The organism is Microbulbifer variabilis, from assembly GCF_023716485.1.
Taxonomy (GTDB): domain Bacteria; phylum Pseudomonadota; class Gammaproteobacteria; order Pseudomonadales; family Cellvibrionaceae; genus Microbulbifer; species Microbulbifer variabilis_B.
On the sequence record NZ_CP092418.1, the window covers coordinates 3,948,234 to 3,966,854 of the forward strand.

16 protein-coding genes, 1 other RNA gene and 1 pseudogene are annotated in these 18,621 nt (G+C 49.1%); 13 read left to right on the top strand and 5 right to left on the bottom strand.

Annotation, left to right across the window (positions count from 1 at the left end):
• Positions 1–263: 263 nt before the first annotated feature.
• Positions 264–608 carry an outer membrane protein assembly factor BamE gene (locus tag MJO52_RS17510; RefSeq protein ID WP_252083244.1) on the top strand — a complete coding sequence of 115 codons (345 nt, stop codon included), beginning with the start codon at positions 264–266 and terminating at the stop codon, positions 606–608.
• A 2-nt stretch (positions 609–610) separates the two neighbouring features.
• On the opposite strand, the gene MJO52_RS17515 is transcribed toward MJO52_RS17510, so the two are convergent.
• Positions 611–958: an RnfH family protein gene (locus MJO52_RS17515; RefSeq protein ID WP_252083245.1), complete on the bottom strand. Its 348-nt coding sequence runs from the start codon at positions 956–958 to the stop codon at positions 611–613.
• Positions 955–1,395, bottom strand: a complete 441-nt coding sequence (locus MJO52_RS17520; protein ID WP_252083246.1) for a type II toxin-antitoxin system RatA family toxin — start codon at positions 1,393–1,395, stop codon at positions 955–957. The genes MJO52_RS17515 and MJO52_RS17520 overlap by 4 nt, the downstream gene beginning before the upstream one ends.
• Positions 1,396–1,587: 192 nt before the next feature.
• Between MJO52_RS17520 and MJO52_RS17525 the strand changes: the two genes are divergently transcribed.
• The 5 genes from MJO52_RS17525 (at position 1,588) to MJO52_RS17545 (ending at position 6,486) form a co-directional block, all read left to right on the top strand.
• Positions 1,588–3,006, top strand: a complete 1,419-nt coding sequence (locus MJO52_RS17525; RefSeq protein WP_252083247.1) for a sodium-dependent transporter — start codon at positions 1,588–1,590, stop codon at positions 3,004–3,006.
• A gap of 15 nt (positions 3,007–3,021) precedes the next feature.
• A complete protein-coding gene (gene smpB, locus MJO52_RS17530; protein WP_152454820.1) occupies positions 3,022–3,501 on the top strand; it encodes an SsrA-binding protein SmpB in 480 nt (159 codons plus the stop codon).
• Positions 3,502–3,540: 39 nt separating this feature from the next.
• Entirely contained in the window at positions 3,541–4,887 is a 1,347-nt protein-coding gene (locus tag MJO52_RS17535) for a sodium-dependent transporter (protein WP_252083248.1), read from the top strand.
• Positions 4,888–5,042: 155 nt separating this feature from the next.
• Positions 5,043–5,432: a transfer-messenger RNA gene (gene ssrA / locus MJO52_RS17540) on the top strand.
• Between the two features lie 601 nt (positions 5,433–6,033).
• The gene (locus MJO52_RS17545; protein ID WP_252083249.1) at positions 6,034–6,486 is read left to right on the top strand and encodes a nucleoside deaminase; all 453 of its coding nucleotides are present in this window, start codon (positions 6,034–6,036) and stop codon (positions 6,484–6,486) included.
• A 654-nt stretch (positions 6,487–7,140) separates the two neighbouring features.
• Here MJO52_RS17545 and MJO52_RS17550 read toward each other — a convergent pair.
• Complete coding sequence (locus MJO52_RS17550) at positions 7,141–7,500, bottom strand: hypothetical protein (RefSeq protein ID WP_252083250.1); 360 nt, start codon at positions 7,498–7,500, stop codon at positions 7,141–7,143.
• Between the two features lie 236 nt (positions 7,501–7,736).
• Here MJO52_RS17550 and MJO52_RS17555 point away from each other — a divergent pair, with 236 nt between their 5' ends.
• Together MJO52_RS17555 and MJO52_RS17560 are read left to right on the top strand one after the other, a co-directional pair.
• A complete protein-coding gene (locus MJO52_RS17555; RefSeq protein WP_252083251.1) occupies positions 7,737–8,303 on the top strand; it encodes a tyrosine-type recombinase/integrase in 567 nt (188 codons plus the stop codon).
• Between the two features lie 105 nt (positions 8,304–8,408).
• Positions 8,409–9,002 carry a hypothetical protein gene (locus tag MJO52_RS17560; RefSeq protein ID WP_252083252.1) on the top strand — a complete coding sequence of 198 codons (594 nt, stop codon included), beginning with the start codon at positions 8,409–8,411 and terminating at the stop codon, positions 9,000–9,002.
• Between the two features lie 558 nt (positions 9,003–9,560).
• On the opposite strand, the pseudogene MJO52_RS17565 reads toward MJO52_RS17560, so the two are convergent.
• A pseudogene (locus tag MJO52_RS17565) lies at positions 9,561–10,632 on the bottom strand (IS3 family transposase).
• A gap of 1,236 nt (positions 10,633–11,868) precedes the next feature.
• On the opposite strand from MJO52_RS17565, the gene MJO52_RS17570 reads away from it, so the two are divergent.
• The 4 genes from MJO52_RS17570 (at position 11,869) to MJO52_RS17585 (ending at position 17,093) form a co-directional block, all read left to right on the top strand.
• Positions 11,869–12,051, top strand: a complete 183-nt coding sequence (locus tag MJO52_RS17570) for a hypothetical protein (RefSeq protein ID WP_252083253.1) — start codon at positions 11,869–11,871, stop codon at positions 12,049–12,051.
• A 198-nt stretch (positions 12,052–12,249) separates the two neighbouring features.
• Entirely contained in the window at positions 12,250–15,933 is a 3,684-nt protein-coding gene (locus MJO52_RS17575) for a S8 family peptidase (protein ID WP_252083254.1), read from the top strand.
• A gap of 14 nt (positions 15,934–15,947) precedes the next feature.
• Entirely contained in the window at positions 15,948–16,238 is a 291-nt protein-coding gene (locus MJO52_RS17580) for a hypothetical protein (protein ID WP_252083255.1), read from the top strand.
• A 597-nt stretch (positions 16,239–16,835) separates the two neighbouring features.
• Complete coding sequence (locus MJO52_RS17585) at positions 16,836–17,093, top strand: hypothetical protein (protein WP_252083256.1); 258 nt, start codon at positions 16,836–16,838, stop codon at positions 17,091–17,093.
• Positions 17,094–17,348: 255 nt separating this feature from the next.
• Here the strand turns inward: MJO52_RS17585 and MJO52_RS17590 are convergent, their stop codons facing one another.
• On the bottom strand, positions 17,349–17,624 hold the full coding sequence (locus MJO52_RS17590; RefSeq protein ID WP_252083257.1) for a hypothetical protein: 276 nt from the start codon (positions 17,622–17,624) through the stop codon (positions 17,349–17,351).
• A 672-nt stretch (positions 17,625–18,296) separates the two neighbouring features.
• On the opposite strand from MJO52_RS17590, the gene csrA reads away from it, so the two are divergent.
• On the top strand, positions 18,297–18,485 hold the full coding sequence (csrA, locus tag MJO52_RS17595) for a carbon storage regulator CsrA (protein WP_252083258.1): 189 nt from the start codon (positions 18,297–18,299) through the stop codon (positions 18,483–18,485).
• Positions 18,486–18,621: the final 136 nt, after the last annotated feature.

Sequence of the window (18,621 nt, forward strand, 5' to 3'; positions counted from 1 at the left end):
CGACAGGATTTTATGAATTGTCTTTACTTGCATCAGCTCACTGAAAAGGTCTATACCCGAATAAGACCACAGATTCCCGCCTGTCAGCGAGCCGGCTCTTCGGGTATTATCCCATGCCGAACGGAGTCAGCGGAACCCCAGGCACCATGAGAGAGGGAAATCGCAGAGGAAGGGAACTTTCCCTACGCATAGGGTCCTATTCCGGGCAACCGTTTAAAATTTGTACGAGAGGTGCCGTGTGAAAGAACATAATGGAGCAATGAATGCCGCCTAGCCTGAAATTTATCGCCATCGCCAGCCTCTGCGCCTTTCTCGGCGCCTGTACGCTGGTTAAGTTTCCCGGTGTGCACCGCATTGAGGTACAGCAGGGCAATATCATTACCCAAGAGATGATCGACCAGCTGAAGCCCGGTATGACCCGCCGCCAGGTACAGTTTGTTCTCGGCACCCCGCTGCTGGAAGACACTTACAATCCCAACCGCTGGGACTACGTCAACCGCATTCGCGACAAGAAGGGTGATATCAGCCAGGAGCGCTTTAGCGTTTATTTTGACGAAGACTCCCTGGTATCCACCAGCGGTGACTTGCAGCCGGCTGACTGGCCCTAAGCCTAAGCGTCTTCGGCACCTTTCTTTTTCTCGGCCATACGCTTGGCCTTCTCGGCGCGTTGTTTGCGCGCCTCTTTCGGGTCGGCGATCAACGGGCGGTAAACCTCCACCCGATCGCCCGGCTGCAACTCGTAGCTCTCTGCCGGCGCCAATCCTTTGCTCCCCAGAACCTGGCCAAAGATACCCATCTTGGCACTATCCGGGTCCACTTCCGGATACTCTTTTGGAATACCCGAACGAATCAGAGCCTCCCTTGCCGTAGTGCCCGGTTTTACCAGTAGCCGCATCAACCGCTGTTCATGGGGCAGTGCGTAAACCACCTCTACCGAAATCATTTTTTCTTCTGTCATTGCGGCTTCCCGTAAATGTCCTCGGCACGCTCACACATTACCGCCACCATTTGATTGGCCAGATCACTAAAAAGCTTACCTGCGGCGGCGGCGATCAAACGGCTCTTCATGGAGAACGACAGTGAAAAAGTCACCTTACAGGCGCTCTCAGCCAGGGGAGTAAACATCCAATGCCCGGTAAAATTTTCGAAGGGACCGTCTACCAGAGTCAGGGTCATGCTGGTCGGGCGCACCAGTTGATTGCGCGTGGTAAAACTTTGACGAATACCCGCGCGCGATAAATCCAACCGTGCCTCCAGGGTTTCTTCGTCCCGGTGCAGAATTTCAGCCCCGCGACACCCCGGTAAAAATTGTGGGTAGCTGGCCACATCATTGACCAGATCAAACATTTGTTCCGCGCTGTACATCACCAGCGCGCTGCGCTCTATTTCAGTCATTCCTGTTGTCAAATCCAGTCCGCCAGGCGAAATCGCCTGGGATTGTCGTTCGGCCGCTAATTTTGCCAGTCGGCGCTACTCAAGCAAGAGAATTCCTGCAACAATCGCATTTTTTGCCGGCGGGACATACCCGGCCCCGCTGGAAAACAAAAACGAAAGCTGTATCTGATAAAAAATAATAGCGAGAGTACTATGACCGCAGTGAGAGAGCATTTTGGGTCAAGGCTGGGCTTTATCCTGGCCGCAGCTGGTTCCGCAGTTGGTATTGGCAATCTGGTGGCATTCCCGGTAGCGGCCACCAAGAGCGGAGGCGGTGCTTTCCTACTGGTCTATGCCCTCTTTGTTTTTCTGATCTGCCTGCCCGTTATGATGGCGGAATTGGCTCTGGGACGCCGCTCCGATAAAGACCCGGTAGGTGCCTATCGTCAACTCTCCAACGGTTCACACCTGTGGCGTATCCCCGGCTGGCTAGCCTTGATCACGCCTTTTATGATCGCGGTATTTTATTTAGTGGTTACTGTGTGGGTACTCGGGTACCTGATTGAAACCGTCACCGGTAATCTCAACCTGCTCGCCACCCAGGATTTCTTTATCCACTTTATCAATACACCCAAGGTATTTATTTACCTGGTGGTACTGATGCTGATTATTAACGCCATTCTCGCTATGGGGGTTAAAGACGGTATTGAGCGTGCGGCAAAAACCCTGATGCCGATGCTGTTTGTAATGCTGCTGGGCCTGGTGATTTTTGTCCTGACCCTGGATAACGCCATCCTCGGTGTGAAGTATTACCTGGTGCCAGACTTCAGCAAAATTGATGGCAACGTGGTGAGCAAAGCCATGGCCCAGGCCTTCTTCTCGTTGTCTCTGGGTATGGGCATCATGATCACCTACGGCTCTTATATGAAGAAGCGAGACTCTATCCCCGGTTCCTCCCGCGCCGTTGCCATTACCGATACCATGGTGGCCTTTACTGCGGGCCTGCTGATTCTGCCGAGTATTTTCCACTTCAACCCGCAGATTGATCCCTCCGAATTAAGCGAGTCCTCTGCCGGAATGATCTTCCTGTTCCTGCCGAAGATCTTCCTTGCCTTGCAGGACAGCATCGGCTATGCCGGCGCAAGTGCCGTGGCTGCGATCTTCTTCTTCCTGGTTCTGGTAGCAGCGATCACTTCCCTGGTTTCCATTATTGAAGTACCTATCGCCACCCTGCGCGACGAGCGCGATATGGAGCGTAAAACAGCCATTTACTGGGTTGCCGGAGTACAGTTTGTACTGGCCATCGCTTGCGCCGTCTCCTTTGGCATGGTCAACTGGTTCACTGAATTTGTACAGTTGGCCGGCGTTAACAAGTCCTTCTTCGATTTAGTTGAGATCATTTTCTACGACACCATCCTGCCCTTAAACGGCCTGCTGGTGTGCCTGTTTGTGATCTACAAATGGAAGAAAGCCAACTTTGACAAGGAGCTGCAAGAGGGCGACTCCGCCTTTGCCGGCTCTTTCTCACAAAAATACGTAAACTTCTCCCTGGGCACCTTTATCCCTCTGATACTGCTGTTGATCTTTATCAACACCGTGGCCCTGAAGTTTTTTGGACACAGTTTTATCTAGTCACTAGAAGTTTTCATGGCCAAGAAAAAGAAAGCGCAAACATCCAATACCATCGCCCTCAACAAGAAGGCCCGTCACGACTACTTCATAGAGGAGAAGTTTGAGGCGGGCGTTGAGATGCAGGGCTGGGAAGTGAAAAGCTGTCGTGAGGGCAAGGCCCAGCTCACCGACAGCTATGTCATTTTTAAAAATGGCGAAGCCTGGCTGCTGGGTTCCAATATCCAGCCGCTTGCCAGCGCCTCCACCCATTATGTGACCGAGCCCGACCGCACCCGCCGCCTGCTGCTCACCAAGCGCGAGCTGTCCAAGCTGATCGCCGCCGTGGAGCAAAAGGGGCACACCGTGGTTGCCACCGCGCTGTATTGGAAAGGCCATTTGGTCAAATGCGAAATCTGCCTGGCCAAGGGTAAGGCTATGCACGACAAACGCGAAACCGAGAAAAAACGGGATTGGAACCGTGAAAAGCAGCGCCTGATGCGCGCCACGCACAAGTAGTGCACAGAGACAACTAGAAGAATAATTACGGGATTTACTATGAGTGCACCGCGAGGACAGTTCAGCTCGAATATTGGCTTTTTAATGGCCGCCGCCGGGTCCGCCGTTGGTCTCGGCAACATTTGGGGCTTCCCCACCAAGGCCGCCAGCAACGGCGGCGCCGCCTTTGTAGTGGCCTATCTGTTTTTGGCCTTCGCCCTCGCCTACCCGGCGCTGATGGCCGAACTTACCATTGGCCGTTATGCGCGGCGCAATATGGTACAGGCACTGCGGGCTATTTCTATTGGCCCCGTGAGCCGCTTCTTCGGTGGCCTCACCGGCTTTGGCGGCATCCTGGTAGCCTCTTTGATTCTGAGTTTTTACGCTATTGTGGCCGGCTGGATGGTGGCCCACCTGGCCGAGCCTTTCGCCGCCCTGTTTGGCGCCCAGGAAGCCGTCCAATGGCTCACTGAAAACAGTACCCAGCGCAACCTGATCTTTACCGCAATCTTCAGTGGTCTCACTATGCTGATTATTGCCAGCGGTGTGGAGAAGGGCATTGAGCGCTGGTCCACCCTGTTGATGCCCTCTCTGATTATCCTGCTGCTGCTTTTGATCGCCTATGTACTCACCCAGCCCGGTGCCTTTACCGGCCTGGAGGTGTACCTGATGCCAGACTTCAGTCACTTCACTCCGAAGCTACTGATCTCTGCCATGGGCCAGGCCTTCTTCTCCCTGTCTCTAGGGGTGGGTACCATGCTGATCTACGGCTCTTACCTGAGCCAGCAGGAGAGCTTGCCGCGCCTCGGCGCCCTGGTCACACTGATCGACGTGGGGATCGCCTTCACCGCCGGCTTATTGATCTTGCCCGCCATGTATGTGGCCCAGGAAGCCGGCACCCAGATCTTCGCTGCTGACGGCGCCCTGATTGCCGGGCCCAACCTGATCCTGCAGGTGCTGCCAGCGCTGTTCGATACCATGGGCGAAGCCGGTGTATTCGTCGCCATTGCCTTCTTTGCCCTGATGGTGATCGCCTCCCTCACCTCCTCTATCTCTATGCTGGAAGTACCGGTGGCTTTTTCTATTGAGAACCTGGGCATCCCCCGCCGCATTGCCACCCCAGCTGTGGGCCTGGTGATCTTTGCCATCAGCAGCACCATTATTTACAACTTTGACAGCCTGTTTGGACTGGCAGTCAGCATCAGTACTGAATACGGCCAGCCCCTGCTGGGTATTGCGCTGTGTATCTTTGCCGGCTGGATCTGGCGCCGCGACCAGCTGCTGAGCGAGCTGAAGAAAGGCCACGAAGATATTGAGCACACCCTGTTCTGGAAGATCTGGCCCTGGTATGTGCGCATCGTGTGCCCACTGCTGATTCTGGTAGCCTTCGCCCAATCGATACTGTAAGCCCTTTCTAACTCCCCCGGCGGCCACCGCTGCCGGGGCACTCCGCTCTCTCCCTGCCCCTGATCAAAGTTCCCAAAAATCCCTGGCGCATAAAAATTTATTGCAATGCCCGAGTTTGAGGTATACTTAGATGACACACGAGAGTGTTTCTTATCGGGGATGACTTGGATTCGACGCCGGTGACGAAACCTTGGGTGCATGCCGTGATGGCAGCGAATCACGTAAATCCAAAGCTGTATTTTATTAGTTGCCAACGACGACAACTACGGTGCCCAACTCGCTGCGTAAGCAGCTTGTGAAGCACTAACTAAGGGTTCGTCCCTTAGCAGTCTTCAGCAAGGTTCCAGTATCGCGCTGTAGACTGTTATACAGAACTGGATCGCCGCAAGCCATACTCGTGGGCAAGCGGTTAAACACTTTACGGGATCGCCCTATACGTCCTGACCGCCGGGCTGTAATGGGTTAAATCAATAGACGGAGCTAAGCATGTAGAGCCTCTGGCAGAGTGCTGACGGACGCGGGTTCGACTCCCGCCATCTCCACCAAATCGAAAAAGGCCAACCGCAAGGTTGGCCTTTTTTATTGCTTGGTCGACTCCCTACTCAATCTTCCTCCGACGAAAATTTTTGGCATAGCTTATTGATGGCGAACATTAACGGTCTCAAAAAGCTCACCATTAGCGTTTGTTCAGGTTACTAACAATTCAAGAATCCCGTTAGATAGCACTAAACAAACCAATTAAAAACCACTGGGTTACCGGCCAGCTCACAAATCTAGGACGATCACTCCAGTCACTTTAATGATACGTAAATTTACCGACCTATCTTTCTACAGCCTCTAAAATCAGCCCCTAAAATCCAAACATCTGTTTGAAAAGAAGTTATTTAAATCATCTGCAAAAAGGCGTGATCATTAGCAGCAAGGAAGACATATGCTAGCAACTCACAGCGATGAAGAATCAAGTTATGAAACATATCGCCAATTAACTGAGTCCCCTTTCAGCCCCCCAAATATCGCCGACATAGCTCAACTTAGCGCCTGTTTACACTGATTCTAGTCGGTAGCTCACTAATGCAATGATGTATTAATAATATGCTCTACATTCTTTGATTAAAATATTCTTAATACCTAAAACAGAGAGCTGTAATGAGTGAAGCTAACCATGACGCTTACATGCAAGAAGCCATTAATGAGGCACGAAAAGGTTTAGCAACGGGAGGAATTCCTGTCGGTTGTGTAATAGTACTGAATGGTGAAATTATCGGCAGAGGTTACAATCAGCACGTCCAGCAAAACAGTGTTATCAAGCATGCTGAAATGAGCGCACTGGAAAATATGGGAAAATTATGTTCTACAGATTACCAAAAGTGCACCGTTTACACGACTTTATCACCCTGCCCAATGTGCAGTGGGGCCATACGTCTATTCGGAATTAAGAATATTGTTATCGGTGAAAATAAAACATTCCTAGGTGATGAATCATTACTCAAATCTGAAGGTGTAAGCTTGGTTGTTCTTAATAATCTTGAATGTATTGGTCTGATGAATCAATTCATTCAGCAACATCCTGAAATCTGGCATGAAGATATTGGCCAGTAGCAACAATTAACTACAAAGTATATTTGTAATGGCCCACCAATAGACCAAATTACTAGAATAGACTGAGATTTTATTGATACTTTTGATGTTTACACTGTGGCTTTCAAGAATTCAATTCTGCTTGAGAAGCTCCACGGCCCTCTACTCAGCACCAATCTGACACACTACCAGTCAACCTGATAATTGCTAAGTAGGCCCAATCGGTGAAGGTTGCAACAGCCACCAAATCTGAACCCTAATCTGAGGTACACAACTAGCCTAGGCCGAAATTTCAGCTCAATTTATAGACTAAAAAGCTAGCCCCCATAAACTATTAATGAAATTTGTTATACACCCCATCAATGACGAATACCATCATCTTTGCAAAGACAAACCTGGAGCCGAGCTCTACTTCTTATATTTTTAACTCTGGGTGCCCGATTCCCCCACCCAAAAAAATACTTGATTTATTACCGCCTGTTTGACTTAGATCTACAGTTAGCTTACTTGCATGACTATATTTATTGAATATTTTTTTCGACTTTTCCAAAAACTTTAGAAATTCATCATCCCCCCCAAGAGCTGTTTGGTTTTTTCTATGAGGGGTGCGAACTGATAGGGTTTCTGGTACTGCTTATCTGCTTTAAAGATATCTTTAAAATAGAAGTCATCAAGCTAGTTTGAGTTAGGTGTAAGTTTTCCTTGATGAGAGAGCAGTATAGATAGACAAGCAGCTTCTATCGCCTGCCTATACATATTGCCGGAAGGTATTATGTGCTCAATTATTAAGAGCTGCATAGATGAAAAAAGATTGTTAATAGCAAGGTCAAGAAATGCTACTGATAATTTTTCTTGCTCCACTTTATTGCCATGAGCTGAGAATTTATCACCTCTCTTGTAACATTCAGCTATTAGTTCGCTGAATTGCTCTACGGTATCTGAGTATTCCGAAGAAAAACTCTCAACCTCGACCGAGTAATTTTTGCAAAGAGAGCGGGCTACTTCCGAAGCTTTTGTTGGGTCTACAGTTTCCATCTGACCTCCTTTTTGGGGCTCAGGTGCACTTTCTGCACCAGAATCCCGAAGTTTTAAAGTTGCCAATGAACTTATCTGAGCGCTTAGTTATTGTCACCTAATTTCAAAAAATGGGACAAACTTAGTTCAAGGCCATTCGAAGTTATTCATAAAGGTTTAGGTTATTGGAGCGCATCTGAAAAACCATAAGAAGCCAATTTACCTGACAGCATAAAGGACACCGTGTTACGAGGGCATTGTTACTGGCATGTCTGGAAGAGGAACTGACAGCTGCATCTTGTACCATCGTACATAATGATTCTACAAATACCGGAAGGGCCGACTGTGGTTCCACCACAGACTTGGCCGGCGCACTCACCGCCACCAAGAAAAAGCACCTGACAGCAATCACAAACCCTGCTGAAATTGGGCGCCTACTAACTGCCATAAACGAATACCAGGGCACCCCAGTAGTAAGAGCGGCCCTAAAACTATCCCCTCTCCTATTCCGCCGCCCTGGAGAGTTGCGAAAACTTGAGTGGACGGTAATCAATTGGGATGCCAAGCACATAGAACTGCCCAGCGAAAAGATGAAAATGGGCCAACCATACATTATTCCTCTTGCTGAACTGAAAGAACTGGAGTTGCTAACTGGTCATGGCAAATATGTTTTCCCATCAGCTCGAGGCCAGAGCCGTCCACTGTCTGATAAAGGTGTGAGGACTGCACTCAGGTCACTGGGCGATGACAATCAAACCATGACCGCCCACGGCTTCCGTGCAATGGCTCGTACTCTATTCGACCACGACACTCGGCAGATTTGATTTAGAATTCGCAGATTCAACAAGGAAAAAATTGAATGTGGCACATGCATCTCAAATCAGAGAGGCGGAACACATTCTTCAATGGATTTACGAGGATAAAAGAGTATGTCTATCAACGAACATGCAACCAAGATACAGGTGAGTCGACTGGTTAATACCGCTCTGGCAGCGATTAAGGATAAAGATCCGAGACTTGATCAGACTCTGGTCCACACCTTGGATCAACTCAGCTTAATCAGCCGGAACCTGAATACTGCCAAACATAACGTACAGCACTTTGGTGGAATTATGGCGAGCGGCGCTCATGGACAAAACGCCTACCGAGCCAATCAATCCATGAACTCGAAGCTTAGGACCCTCTCATCACTTGAAGCCTTCCTCGCAGAAGAATGGAACAAGCTTGGTAAAGCAGTTGACGCATATAGGAAACAGCTACCATGGGACGGCAAGACCGAATTGGAACTCCTGGATATGCTTGCGGGAGAAATCGAGTCGTTCGATAAATTACTTAAGAAAAACGTCATTCAGGTTCCAAAACACCAGTCCAATCCACATCAAACGATGACCCTTCAAAGAGAAATCACGCAATTAAAGGCAATGCCCGCTCATACAGCGCCAAGTATGCTTGTCTTAATTTCTATCGGCCTTCGGTTATTTGCAATGTACGTCGGTTCTAAAAGAGTGACTAGCAATAGATAGTCTCGATTTCCCTATTAGCTGCTTGCTAGGCGCTGAACGCTTTTCACCCGGCAGGCTCAATGCCTGTCGGAGTCTTCTAAATAAGTGGGAGCAGATAAATATTGTGTTAGGAGTGCATACATTTATGGTAAAGCCATACGCGGGCGGCCCAGCAGCATTACCGTCACTCGTCGGGCAAACTGTTCCTCGATAGATTGAACCAGACAGGATTTGCAGCGCCCCTATCACTCCCAATCTTCACTTTATTTTTGCCCACTAAGTCAATAGTGTTCACAATATCATTGTGGAGTTTTACCAGCGAAAGGAAAGTGTTCTCTAAATCCTCCTTATTTGGGTATTCTGAATACTTCCTTAAATCTTCAGTAAAATTTTTTAGCTCTTCCTGAGCATATCTTAGCACTTTATTGGAGTTTCTTAATTCTTTAACCTACAAACGAATAGTAAAAGGAAGAACCATAAGACCAACATAAGCAAGTAGGGGATTAAGCCCCCCTATGTAGTCACCAAAAGCCCCCAGCCACTATTATCACCAGAAAGTCCGCCATCAAACTTACCTATTTAATGCATTGGCCAACTATTTCCGGATAGTAAGTTAAGTTTTTCTTCCGCTTTTGCAGGCGGTAATCCGTCATTGTGCTAGTGGGGACGCTCCCAGTTGTAGTAAGTCATCTAGTAATGACTGATGTCTCGGATTACTTCTGTGATAGAGGTGTAACCGAGAGAGGGTATCCATTCACTTTTCAGACTCCGAAACAGTCTTTCCAGTGGTGTACTATCCCAGCAATTTCCACGTCGACTCATGCTCTGGGTCATTCGGCAGCGCCACAGCCGTTGGCGGAGCTGATGACTGATATACTGACTGCCTTGGTCCGAGTGGAACATAACTCGATTAGGCTTTCCTCGCTGCTCCCAGGCCATTTCCAGTGCCTTTATCGTTAGTGCGGCATCTGGTTTCCCTCAGAGGGCCCATCCAACGATACGGCGAGCGTGTAAATCTATAACGGTTTCCAAATAACACCAGCTTTAACTAGCCCAGATATAGGTAATGTCGCCACACCAAACTTGATTGGATTTCTCAACATTAAACTGGCAATCAAGTTCATTCGGTATATCTAAGCGCTCGAGTATTGCTCTCTTATACTTATGAGGACCAGGTTGTTTACACGCTAAGCCGACCTCACACATTAGTCTTCAGACTTTAAAGCATCCGATTGATGTCCCTTGCTCATAAAGCAAACCTACGACTGTACGACTTCCTGTAGAGCTACGGCTGCGCTCAAAGACTTCAATGACTTCAATGACTTTGGAATGGAGCTGCATTCTGGGTACATCAACAGAGCTCTTCTTTATCCTGTATTCGTAGTAGCATGGTCGAGGTATTCCAAACGCTCTGCAGGCGATTGACACGGGCTTCAAGCGCCTGAATTTTCTGCTGCTCAGTGGTAAGCGCTTTACTTGCAGGCGTCCCTCCACTCAGCTCTGCCTCTAGTTGCTTCACCCATCGGCGGATAGCCGTTGTACCAATATCCAGCGACCGGGCTGCTTCAGCAATTGAATAGCCCTGATCTACCACCAAGCGGGCAGCTTCTAATTTAAAATCAGAAGAAAAGGACCGGCGTTGTCTACTCATTGATCACCTCTATTTTCGATGGCAACTTTACCACCTAAATTGGTGTCCGGGTTTAGTAGACCACTAAATACCTGAGGGATATCATCGGCCGCCCCCCCGATTCCCACCCTTTTTATAGACTCAAAAAACGCCCACAATGCAATGTGTATTTTTTCCAGACTAACTATTACAGCAAAGTTAACTAGTCCGACCTGAAAAAGCCGTTAAGCTTATAGACACTAAGGCTACGTAGATGTACGGCTTAGTCATTTCGACAATTTTTCGCGACTCTGAGTCAAATTTCTGGTTGAAATATTCAAGGATGATTATGCTCACAGACACCGATCTGTACCAACAAACCAGTTTTCTTGGCACCGATCTCCTTTATCAATTTGATTTATCAGATTCACTGTTATTGCTCTCAAAAGAAATTCTCTGGACAGATTTTAAACGCACTTTTGGACGCTGCTATTCTGATAGGAGCGGTCGCCACAGTATCCCCATTAATCTTCTCGTCGGCCTACCAATTCTCAAATAATTGGGAAGTTTGAGTGAAAAAAATGTTGTACTCCAATAGAATCGCCCCCTACCATCAAGCCTTCTGCGGTTTAAGATTTTTCCAGAATAAAGCCTACTGCCACCTCATAGAATTGGTACATTTTCGCACCCACATTGGTGAACTCGGTGTTGAAAAAAAATTTTGATATGTCGATACAATTTCATGCCACCCTACCTGAAGCTAAAGCTGTAAATATCGAAACTACAGTACAAGAGAAATTTATTTATTACCTACCCAACGAATGGTAAGCTCGCGATAAAAATTTTTAACGGCTTAATAAAATCGCTATACATAACAGCATCCAGCAGCGCCAAACCTATACCAAGAGAGAAAAGAAATACGAATTAATCTGCGCTTCTATCGCTATATCAAGAGTGATTTAAGGGAAAAATCGGTAAAACTTGTTCGTACAATAGCTGGCATTCTTTTGCAGAAAGTGAGAAAAAATCACCTAAGGGTCTTTTAGATACCTGTCAAGATGATTTTGCACTGTATGAGTGTGTATTGAAACAACAGAAAAATGATAGAAACAAAATCTATAGCCTGAACGAATCACAAGTGTATTGTGTTGCCAGGAGTAAGGATCAGTATGGCAACTAAGCTTCTATTGCCTCCATAGCGAAAAACGGCATTATTCTAATTGCTGTGAATCACCAGAAAAAATTCGCGATAGCAAGGCTTTAGATGAAGTGATTAGCATGGACAGCGAAGTTAGAGAGCCCAAGATTGAACAGGCCACATCTGATCGAGGCAATCAGGGAAAGAAGGTGGCCGAAGGTGCGAAAATAGTTTTACCCAAGCCTATGAAAAAAAAGATAATCCCTACCAGTGAGAAAAGAAACGGAAAAAGAGTTGGCGTCGAGCGGCAATTAAGCCGTTAATCGAACACCTAAAATTTGATTTTCTACTGTCAAAAAACTTCCTTAAAGGCCCCGCAGCTGGTGCGATCAAGCTTTTCATGGCCGTATACGCCTGAAAAGCTGAAGTGGCAAGAATTATCTCATAAGCCCACGCTGCCCGGTAGTGGAGGTGGGTATTTGTTTTTTGTCAGGGTCGACTACTTAAATAGGAGGTTTACTATGCGTGTAAAACCGATTCCGCAGTATCTGGCAGCGACCGTCTTGGTTGCATTACTGCAACCCGCGGCAGCCAATCCGGGGGAAAAAGCTTCAGAGTCTCGTTCTCTGCAGTTGAGCGTGTCCCGCGAAGACGCGTCTCAGCCCGAGCGCTACAGGCAAGCCTGGCCGGAGGCGATCAGATATCGTCCAGATGAAGAGGTGAGCATTATTATCGAACTGCACGGGGCTTCTGCTGCGGAGCAGGCAGGCTTGCGTGCATCGGACACTATTGGCCCACAGTGGGATATGCGCGCTTTCGTCGCCCGGCAGCAGGAGTTGGGCCTGCGCCAACGGCAAATGGTCACCAAACTTCAACAGCGCAAACTAATCGCGAGCCATAGCCACCGCTTTACTCGTGCAGTCAACGCCATCAGTGCAACCGCCAGAGTGGATCAGCTACCCGCTATCGCCGCCATGCCGGAGGTGCGCGCGGTAACCCGGGACCGGCAGGTGCGCGCTTTTCAGGCCGGCAGTCCACAGCAGGTACGCGCGCCCGAGGTGTGGGCAATGCGCGATGCGCAGGACAGGGCCGTCGAGGGACAAGGGACCAGCATCGCTATTATCGATTCCGGTATCGATTACACCCACGAAGACCTGGGCGGCTGCTTGGGCAGCGGATGCCGCGTGGTCGGTGGCTACGATTTCGTAAATGATGATAGTGATCCCATGGACGACCACTTCCACGGCACCATGGTGGCCGGCGTGACCGCGGCGGTAGCGCCCGCTGCCAAGCTCTACGCCTACAAAGTGCTGAATAGCGATGGCTTTGGCAGCGAAAGCGACATCATCGCCGCCATTGAAGCCGCTCTGGACCCGGACGGAAATCCGCAAACGGACGATGCGGTGGACGTGATCAATCTGAGCCTGGGCGGCGCGGGAGGAAACAACTCGGTTCTGTCCGTCGCCGCCAACAATGCCATGCGCGCCGGTGTCGTGGTGGTCGCTGCCGCCGGCAACGACGGTCCCTTTCTCAACTCCATTGGCAGTCCCGGTTCCGCGGAAGAAATAGTCACCGTGGGCGCGGTGGATGGGGCGGGCCACCTGGCGGACTTCAGTTCCCGGGGCATGTTCGGTACCAGCCTGGACCTGAGCAGTAACAGCATCAAGCCGGAGATAGTCGCACCTGGTGTGGCTATCTCTAGTACCAACTTGGGCGGCGGCCTCCGCACTGAATCCGGCACTTCTTTTGCCGCGCCCCATGTGGCAGGCGCCGCGGCACTACTGCGCCAGTTACACCCGGAACTGACCAGCACCGAGATCAAGGCGCTGCTGGTCAACCGCGCCACGCAGGTGCACGGCAAACTGGCCGAGGTCGGCAACGGGCAGTTAGATGCCTTCGCGGCCGCGAGCGCGCGTTTTCTGGTCAGCCCCCCCACCCTGTATGCGGGTCACTTTGGACAGGGCGCTCACACTCAGAGAAACCTGCAGGTGACGGTGAAGAACCTGAGCGCTCCTACCGAATTTAAAGTTGCAAACGGGGGTAATTTCCCCGCTGGCGCCGACTTGGATCTTTCCGCCGACCAGTTCGATTTGGAAGTGGGTTCGAGCAGAGCCGAGTTCATCGACCTAAATGTCGATCACGATCAGGTGCCCTACCACGAACCGTTGGAAGCCGCCTACGATTCGGCACTTGAATATTTATCTGGCGATGAGCGCGTACGCCTGCCTGTGGCCTTCAATCGCGCGGAGGTGCTGGCCATACGTGAATCCGAGGCGCCGGGAGAATACTGGTCCTATTCCGCATTTTTGTTCAATGAGGGCTGGTCTGCCTGGGAGCAGCTCTCCAGTTTTGAAAATGCTGAACCTGTCCTGCACATGGCAGTACGTGACGAGCCTATCAATATTCTGTTCAGTACGGACGTCATTGCTGATGGGGAGCGGTATGACGTCTGGCATGCATTTGAAAACCGGCACACATCCGATGGTGAATTGGTCGTGCCTGCAAGAGTTCGGGGGGCTGGTATCCCCCCCCTGCGAACAGAAAGCGGCGAGACACTCCAGTTTATGGATCAAGTACTTAGGCTGACTCACCCCGAGATTCCCGGGTCAGGCTTGCACCTGAATTACAGTGGGGATGTGCCGATGAGAACTCTACGCAACCTATCTGACAACTTCCAAATTAATTATATGGGGCTGGCGGAAGAAGGGAGCGCGCACCCTCAAGACCGCAAACTGTATACGGTAAAGCACAGCCAACAGGGCATGTCTGAAGATCTGCACTTCGATCTCAGTAATTCCGGCAGTACGCAACTGCTGATCGGTAATCCGTTCTGGAATTGGGAAGGCTATACCGTGGGTTACGGGCTAAATACGTATGAAGCCGCTATAAACTGGTGGTCGTACCCAAGCGAGTTGACCCACAAATCGTCGCTGCTTACCCTGCATGGGCGCGAGGAGGATATTGCCGCTGGGCCCACATTTTTGAGTTTGTATGTACCCATAGGGGAAGATCAGACCACGGCGGCCCATAGTAACGAAATTTCCATCGGCCGCACGGTCTACCGCAAGCTGCGACCTAGTGATAAGGACTTCACCACCCCCGAGGTAATACTGGAGCGGTCCAACGGAATCATGCTTATGGGTCAGGGCCCCAGGTATTTTGCTGGGGGCCTGCGTAATGACAGCGGCAATCACCACTTGCTTCCCAGCCACATCGGCAGTATTTCTTCGAGCTGGATAATGGACAGCTGGGGCAACGGCTATAGACCGGAGTCCAGATACCGCGCCCTGTGCCTGCCCGGCGATAGTGAATTGAGCAGCAGCGACTTTATTCAAGAATACTTGTTCTTCGCCGACAGCGAATGCACCTCGGTGCAGGTGGATTTCGAGTACACCACGTCTCTCGGTGAAGATGAATATACCTCCAGCGCCCGGGTGCAACTCAACAATCTGGACGGTGCCACCGCGCCGCGCATCGCCATGCTGGAACTGCTGGATGACGGCGTGATTTCACACTATGCGCGCCGCAACGCCAAGCTGTTTTTGTCCCTCGAAAGCCAGTTGCCGCTCGACTCTGTGACCACTGAGCTGGCGCTGGACGGGGGTGACTGGTTGCCGCTGGAAACCGCACTAGAGGACGGGCGCTACCTTACCCTGCTGCCTGAAGTGTCGGAATCCGCCGTTGCCGACCTGCGCATTGTCGCCACAGACAGTGCCGGCAACAGTGTGCAAAACACGATTCGCGGCGCCTTCGTGCTGGGCTTGAATGCGGCAACGGTAGTGGATACCGATAATGATGGCGCTGTAGACAGCGAAGATGCCCAGCCCTTTAACCCCCGCTTCCAGCAGGCATCAAGTTCAGGCGTGAAGCTCAATTCGGGTACTGCAGACGATCGCGAGGCGAGTCCCGGCGAGAAGGATGTAGTGGTGCAACTGTTTAGCCTGGAGACGGACGTGGAGTCGGAACTCAACACCCTGACCTTGCAGGCATCCGGTAATGGGGACGACGTACTGGATATCGCCCAGGCAAAACTCTACCTTGACAATAACAGCGACGGAAACCTGGATGAGGACGACACCATACTTGCCAGCAGTGGGTTTCAAGCAGATGACGGTGAACTGACTTTCCAACTCGACATGCCTGGACCGATGGCGCTGAAGCCCGGCGAGAGTCATTTCATCGTCACTTACGATTTTGTGCAATGAAGGAGCACAAACTAATGAACGGGAAAAACTTCATACTTAAATCTGCTGTCTCTGCACTGCTGTTAATAGCTCTCAGTGCTTGTAGCGGCGGGGGCGGCAGTTCGGATAGCTCCAGCAGCACCGGCGGTTCCGGTAGCACCGGTGGTTCTGGCAGCACTGGCGGTTCCGGCAGCACCGGCGGTTCCGTATCTAAAACCTTCTCCAGCAGTGTTACCGCCGTGGATATTCGCCGAAAAGACAGCGGTGATTCGCTGCCGGTATCCGGATTGCCTGCTAAGGGCGGTGAAATTACGCTGAGCCAATAAATTGCTTTTGGGTATAGGAAACCTAAAAGCCTTTTTTGTCATCCACAAGTAAACACCAACCTTAACGGTCCACTTTGGGTTCTGTCGCAAAGTTTGCGACAGAACCCAACAATAATCCCCCTAAGAGCCGCCTTTGGGCTTTGCACAAAAATATCTTCAGTTGCTTAGAGTTTCGCAACCTTTTCCTCATAGGTGGGCAACCCTCAGCTATTAAACTCCCTTCCCCCTTTCTAGGTAGCGGACTTCCGCTGGCATCCCCCTACTAACCGGTAGATAGTACCTCACAACCAAAGGATTATTATTTCGTCAAACCCGAGTAAAAGTCTTATCAAAGAAGGAGCTTGTCCTAGTTTTTATGTGTGGGATCAATCCATCTGGAAGAAGCAGGCCTTGAAAAACAGTGGGATAATGAAATTGATAATGCCTAAAACCTGATTACGAGACCACCTTACAATGTGCAGCTACTTTTATAGTCGTTGTGGTAGCTACAGTAACTGACAAAAAACGGCTCAAATCACCTCCTATAAGCACTAAAGACAAACCGAAAAATCGCCTTTAGTTTGGAATAATTTTATAGAAAAAAATATTGACCCTTAAATGGTGATAAAAAGGAATGCACACGAACTCACCGCTAGAGATGCAGCTATTCACTACACTAGAAATCCAGCAAATCCACCGACTGAAAATATTGTGCTCAGCAACAATGACATTTCTTCCGCTGACAAAGAGATAAAGCTTGAAGTAGATCTTGACAGATTTATGGAGAAGCCAACAAATATATTCATTGGCCATACAAAAAATGTGGGTTTTTACCAGCAGTGGTTTGAAGATTCCAACAGGATAAACGACGTTTAAGGTTTATTCACCATCGAGTACAATGCCAGCTATTATCAGTATTCCGTTTATCCGCTTCTCTAGCGCTATTATTCTCGGTGAGCCAAAAAAGCTGGCCAACAGTTTACGGGAACCAATGAACTAAAATCATCAATAATTCTTCTATCTATTTTTTCTTCACAGACAGAATAGACAATAAATCTCGCCTGCTTACCAGTGCCTAACTTTGACTCTTCATAGAAACAGAAGGAAAGTATTGAATAACCTCATCACCGTCTACATCTTCATAAGCCACAGTAGGAGAATCCCATGAAGGCGAAGATATACCCTTAAGTAATTTTTTTGGGCACGCACATTATGCTCCTTATAAGCAACTGCCAAACCTGTAAGTTGGTTGCTGGACACATGGAAAGACAATTTCGTATCACCATATGCTTCCGGTAGAGAACACATAAAATCTGCTTTATCCGCTTTTAACACCTCAGGAATTCCTGCCTGAGAAATCGTAGAGGAAGAGGCTAGCAGAAATATTAAAATTCCTACTTTCATCATCCACCTTTCAGCTCTTCAGATAACACCGCCCCACCACATCAAAGACGCAAGAAATTCTAGCGAGTTAAAAATATAAACCAAATTAACAAATAACAAATAACAAATAACAAATAACAAATTCTACAGAGCAACATACCAATCATCTGTCAGATATAACCCCAGACAACCAGTAAAATATAGGCGCCAAAACAATCTTATTGGATTTTATTAAGTTTTCTTCAGCATCAAAGCTGCGTAAAATCGAGTGATATTAATCAAGATCGTGGGCTGAGATAAAACCAGCTTCTACAAGCCAACAGCCCAAGATAAAACAAGAACATCAAGAGTTTTTTAAAAGACCCACTCTCAAGGGAGAACGGTAGCGTGACGCAAGAGTAAGTAAAAGGCGCTGACCCAAGGTGCGGCAACACCCAGGGCCAGCTAACCAAATTGATAGCATAATTATCAAAGTGGCTCCATGAATGGTACGCTAGAAACCCACTCGTCTTCAATAAAAGGTTGCACATTCAGTAACCTGAGGCGATTCCCCAAGCACTGGGAGTCTAGCGCCCGCCTTTTCTTCTTTTACGCCTACCTTTCTCGCGTCCCTCCTCGTCTTTCCTACTGTTTCTTCCCAAGCTTTCCCATTGTGGAATGGCCATCCCATGGTTTGATGATCAGAAGGAAATAAGTATGTTAATTTTAAAACGCCGGGCCGGTGAGAACCTGAGAATTGGAGCTAATGTCTCAGTCACTGTATTGGAGGTTAATGGTAATCAGGTAAAGATAGGGATACACGCTCCCAGATCTTTACCTGTTCACCGAGAGGAAATTTACAGGCGTATCCAAAAGCACCAGAAGGCGGCTGATGAAAACCCTTAAGAGCTGGCTACTTCTAGTGGGGATGGCTCCTAAGCCTCCCCTCCCTATAACACAGTATCAAGTTGCCACGAAGCTTCCTCAGCCCCTCTATTTAACATTAGCAGAAGTGACTGAGGAAGCTCTGAAGTTACTACTT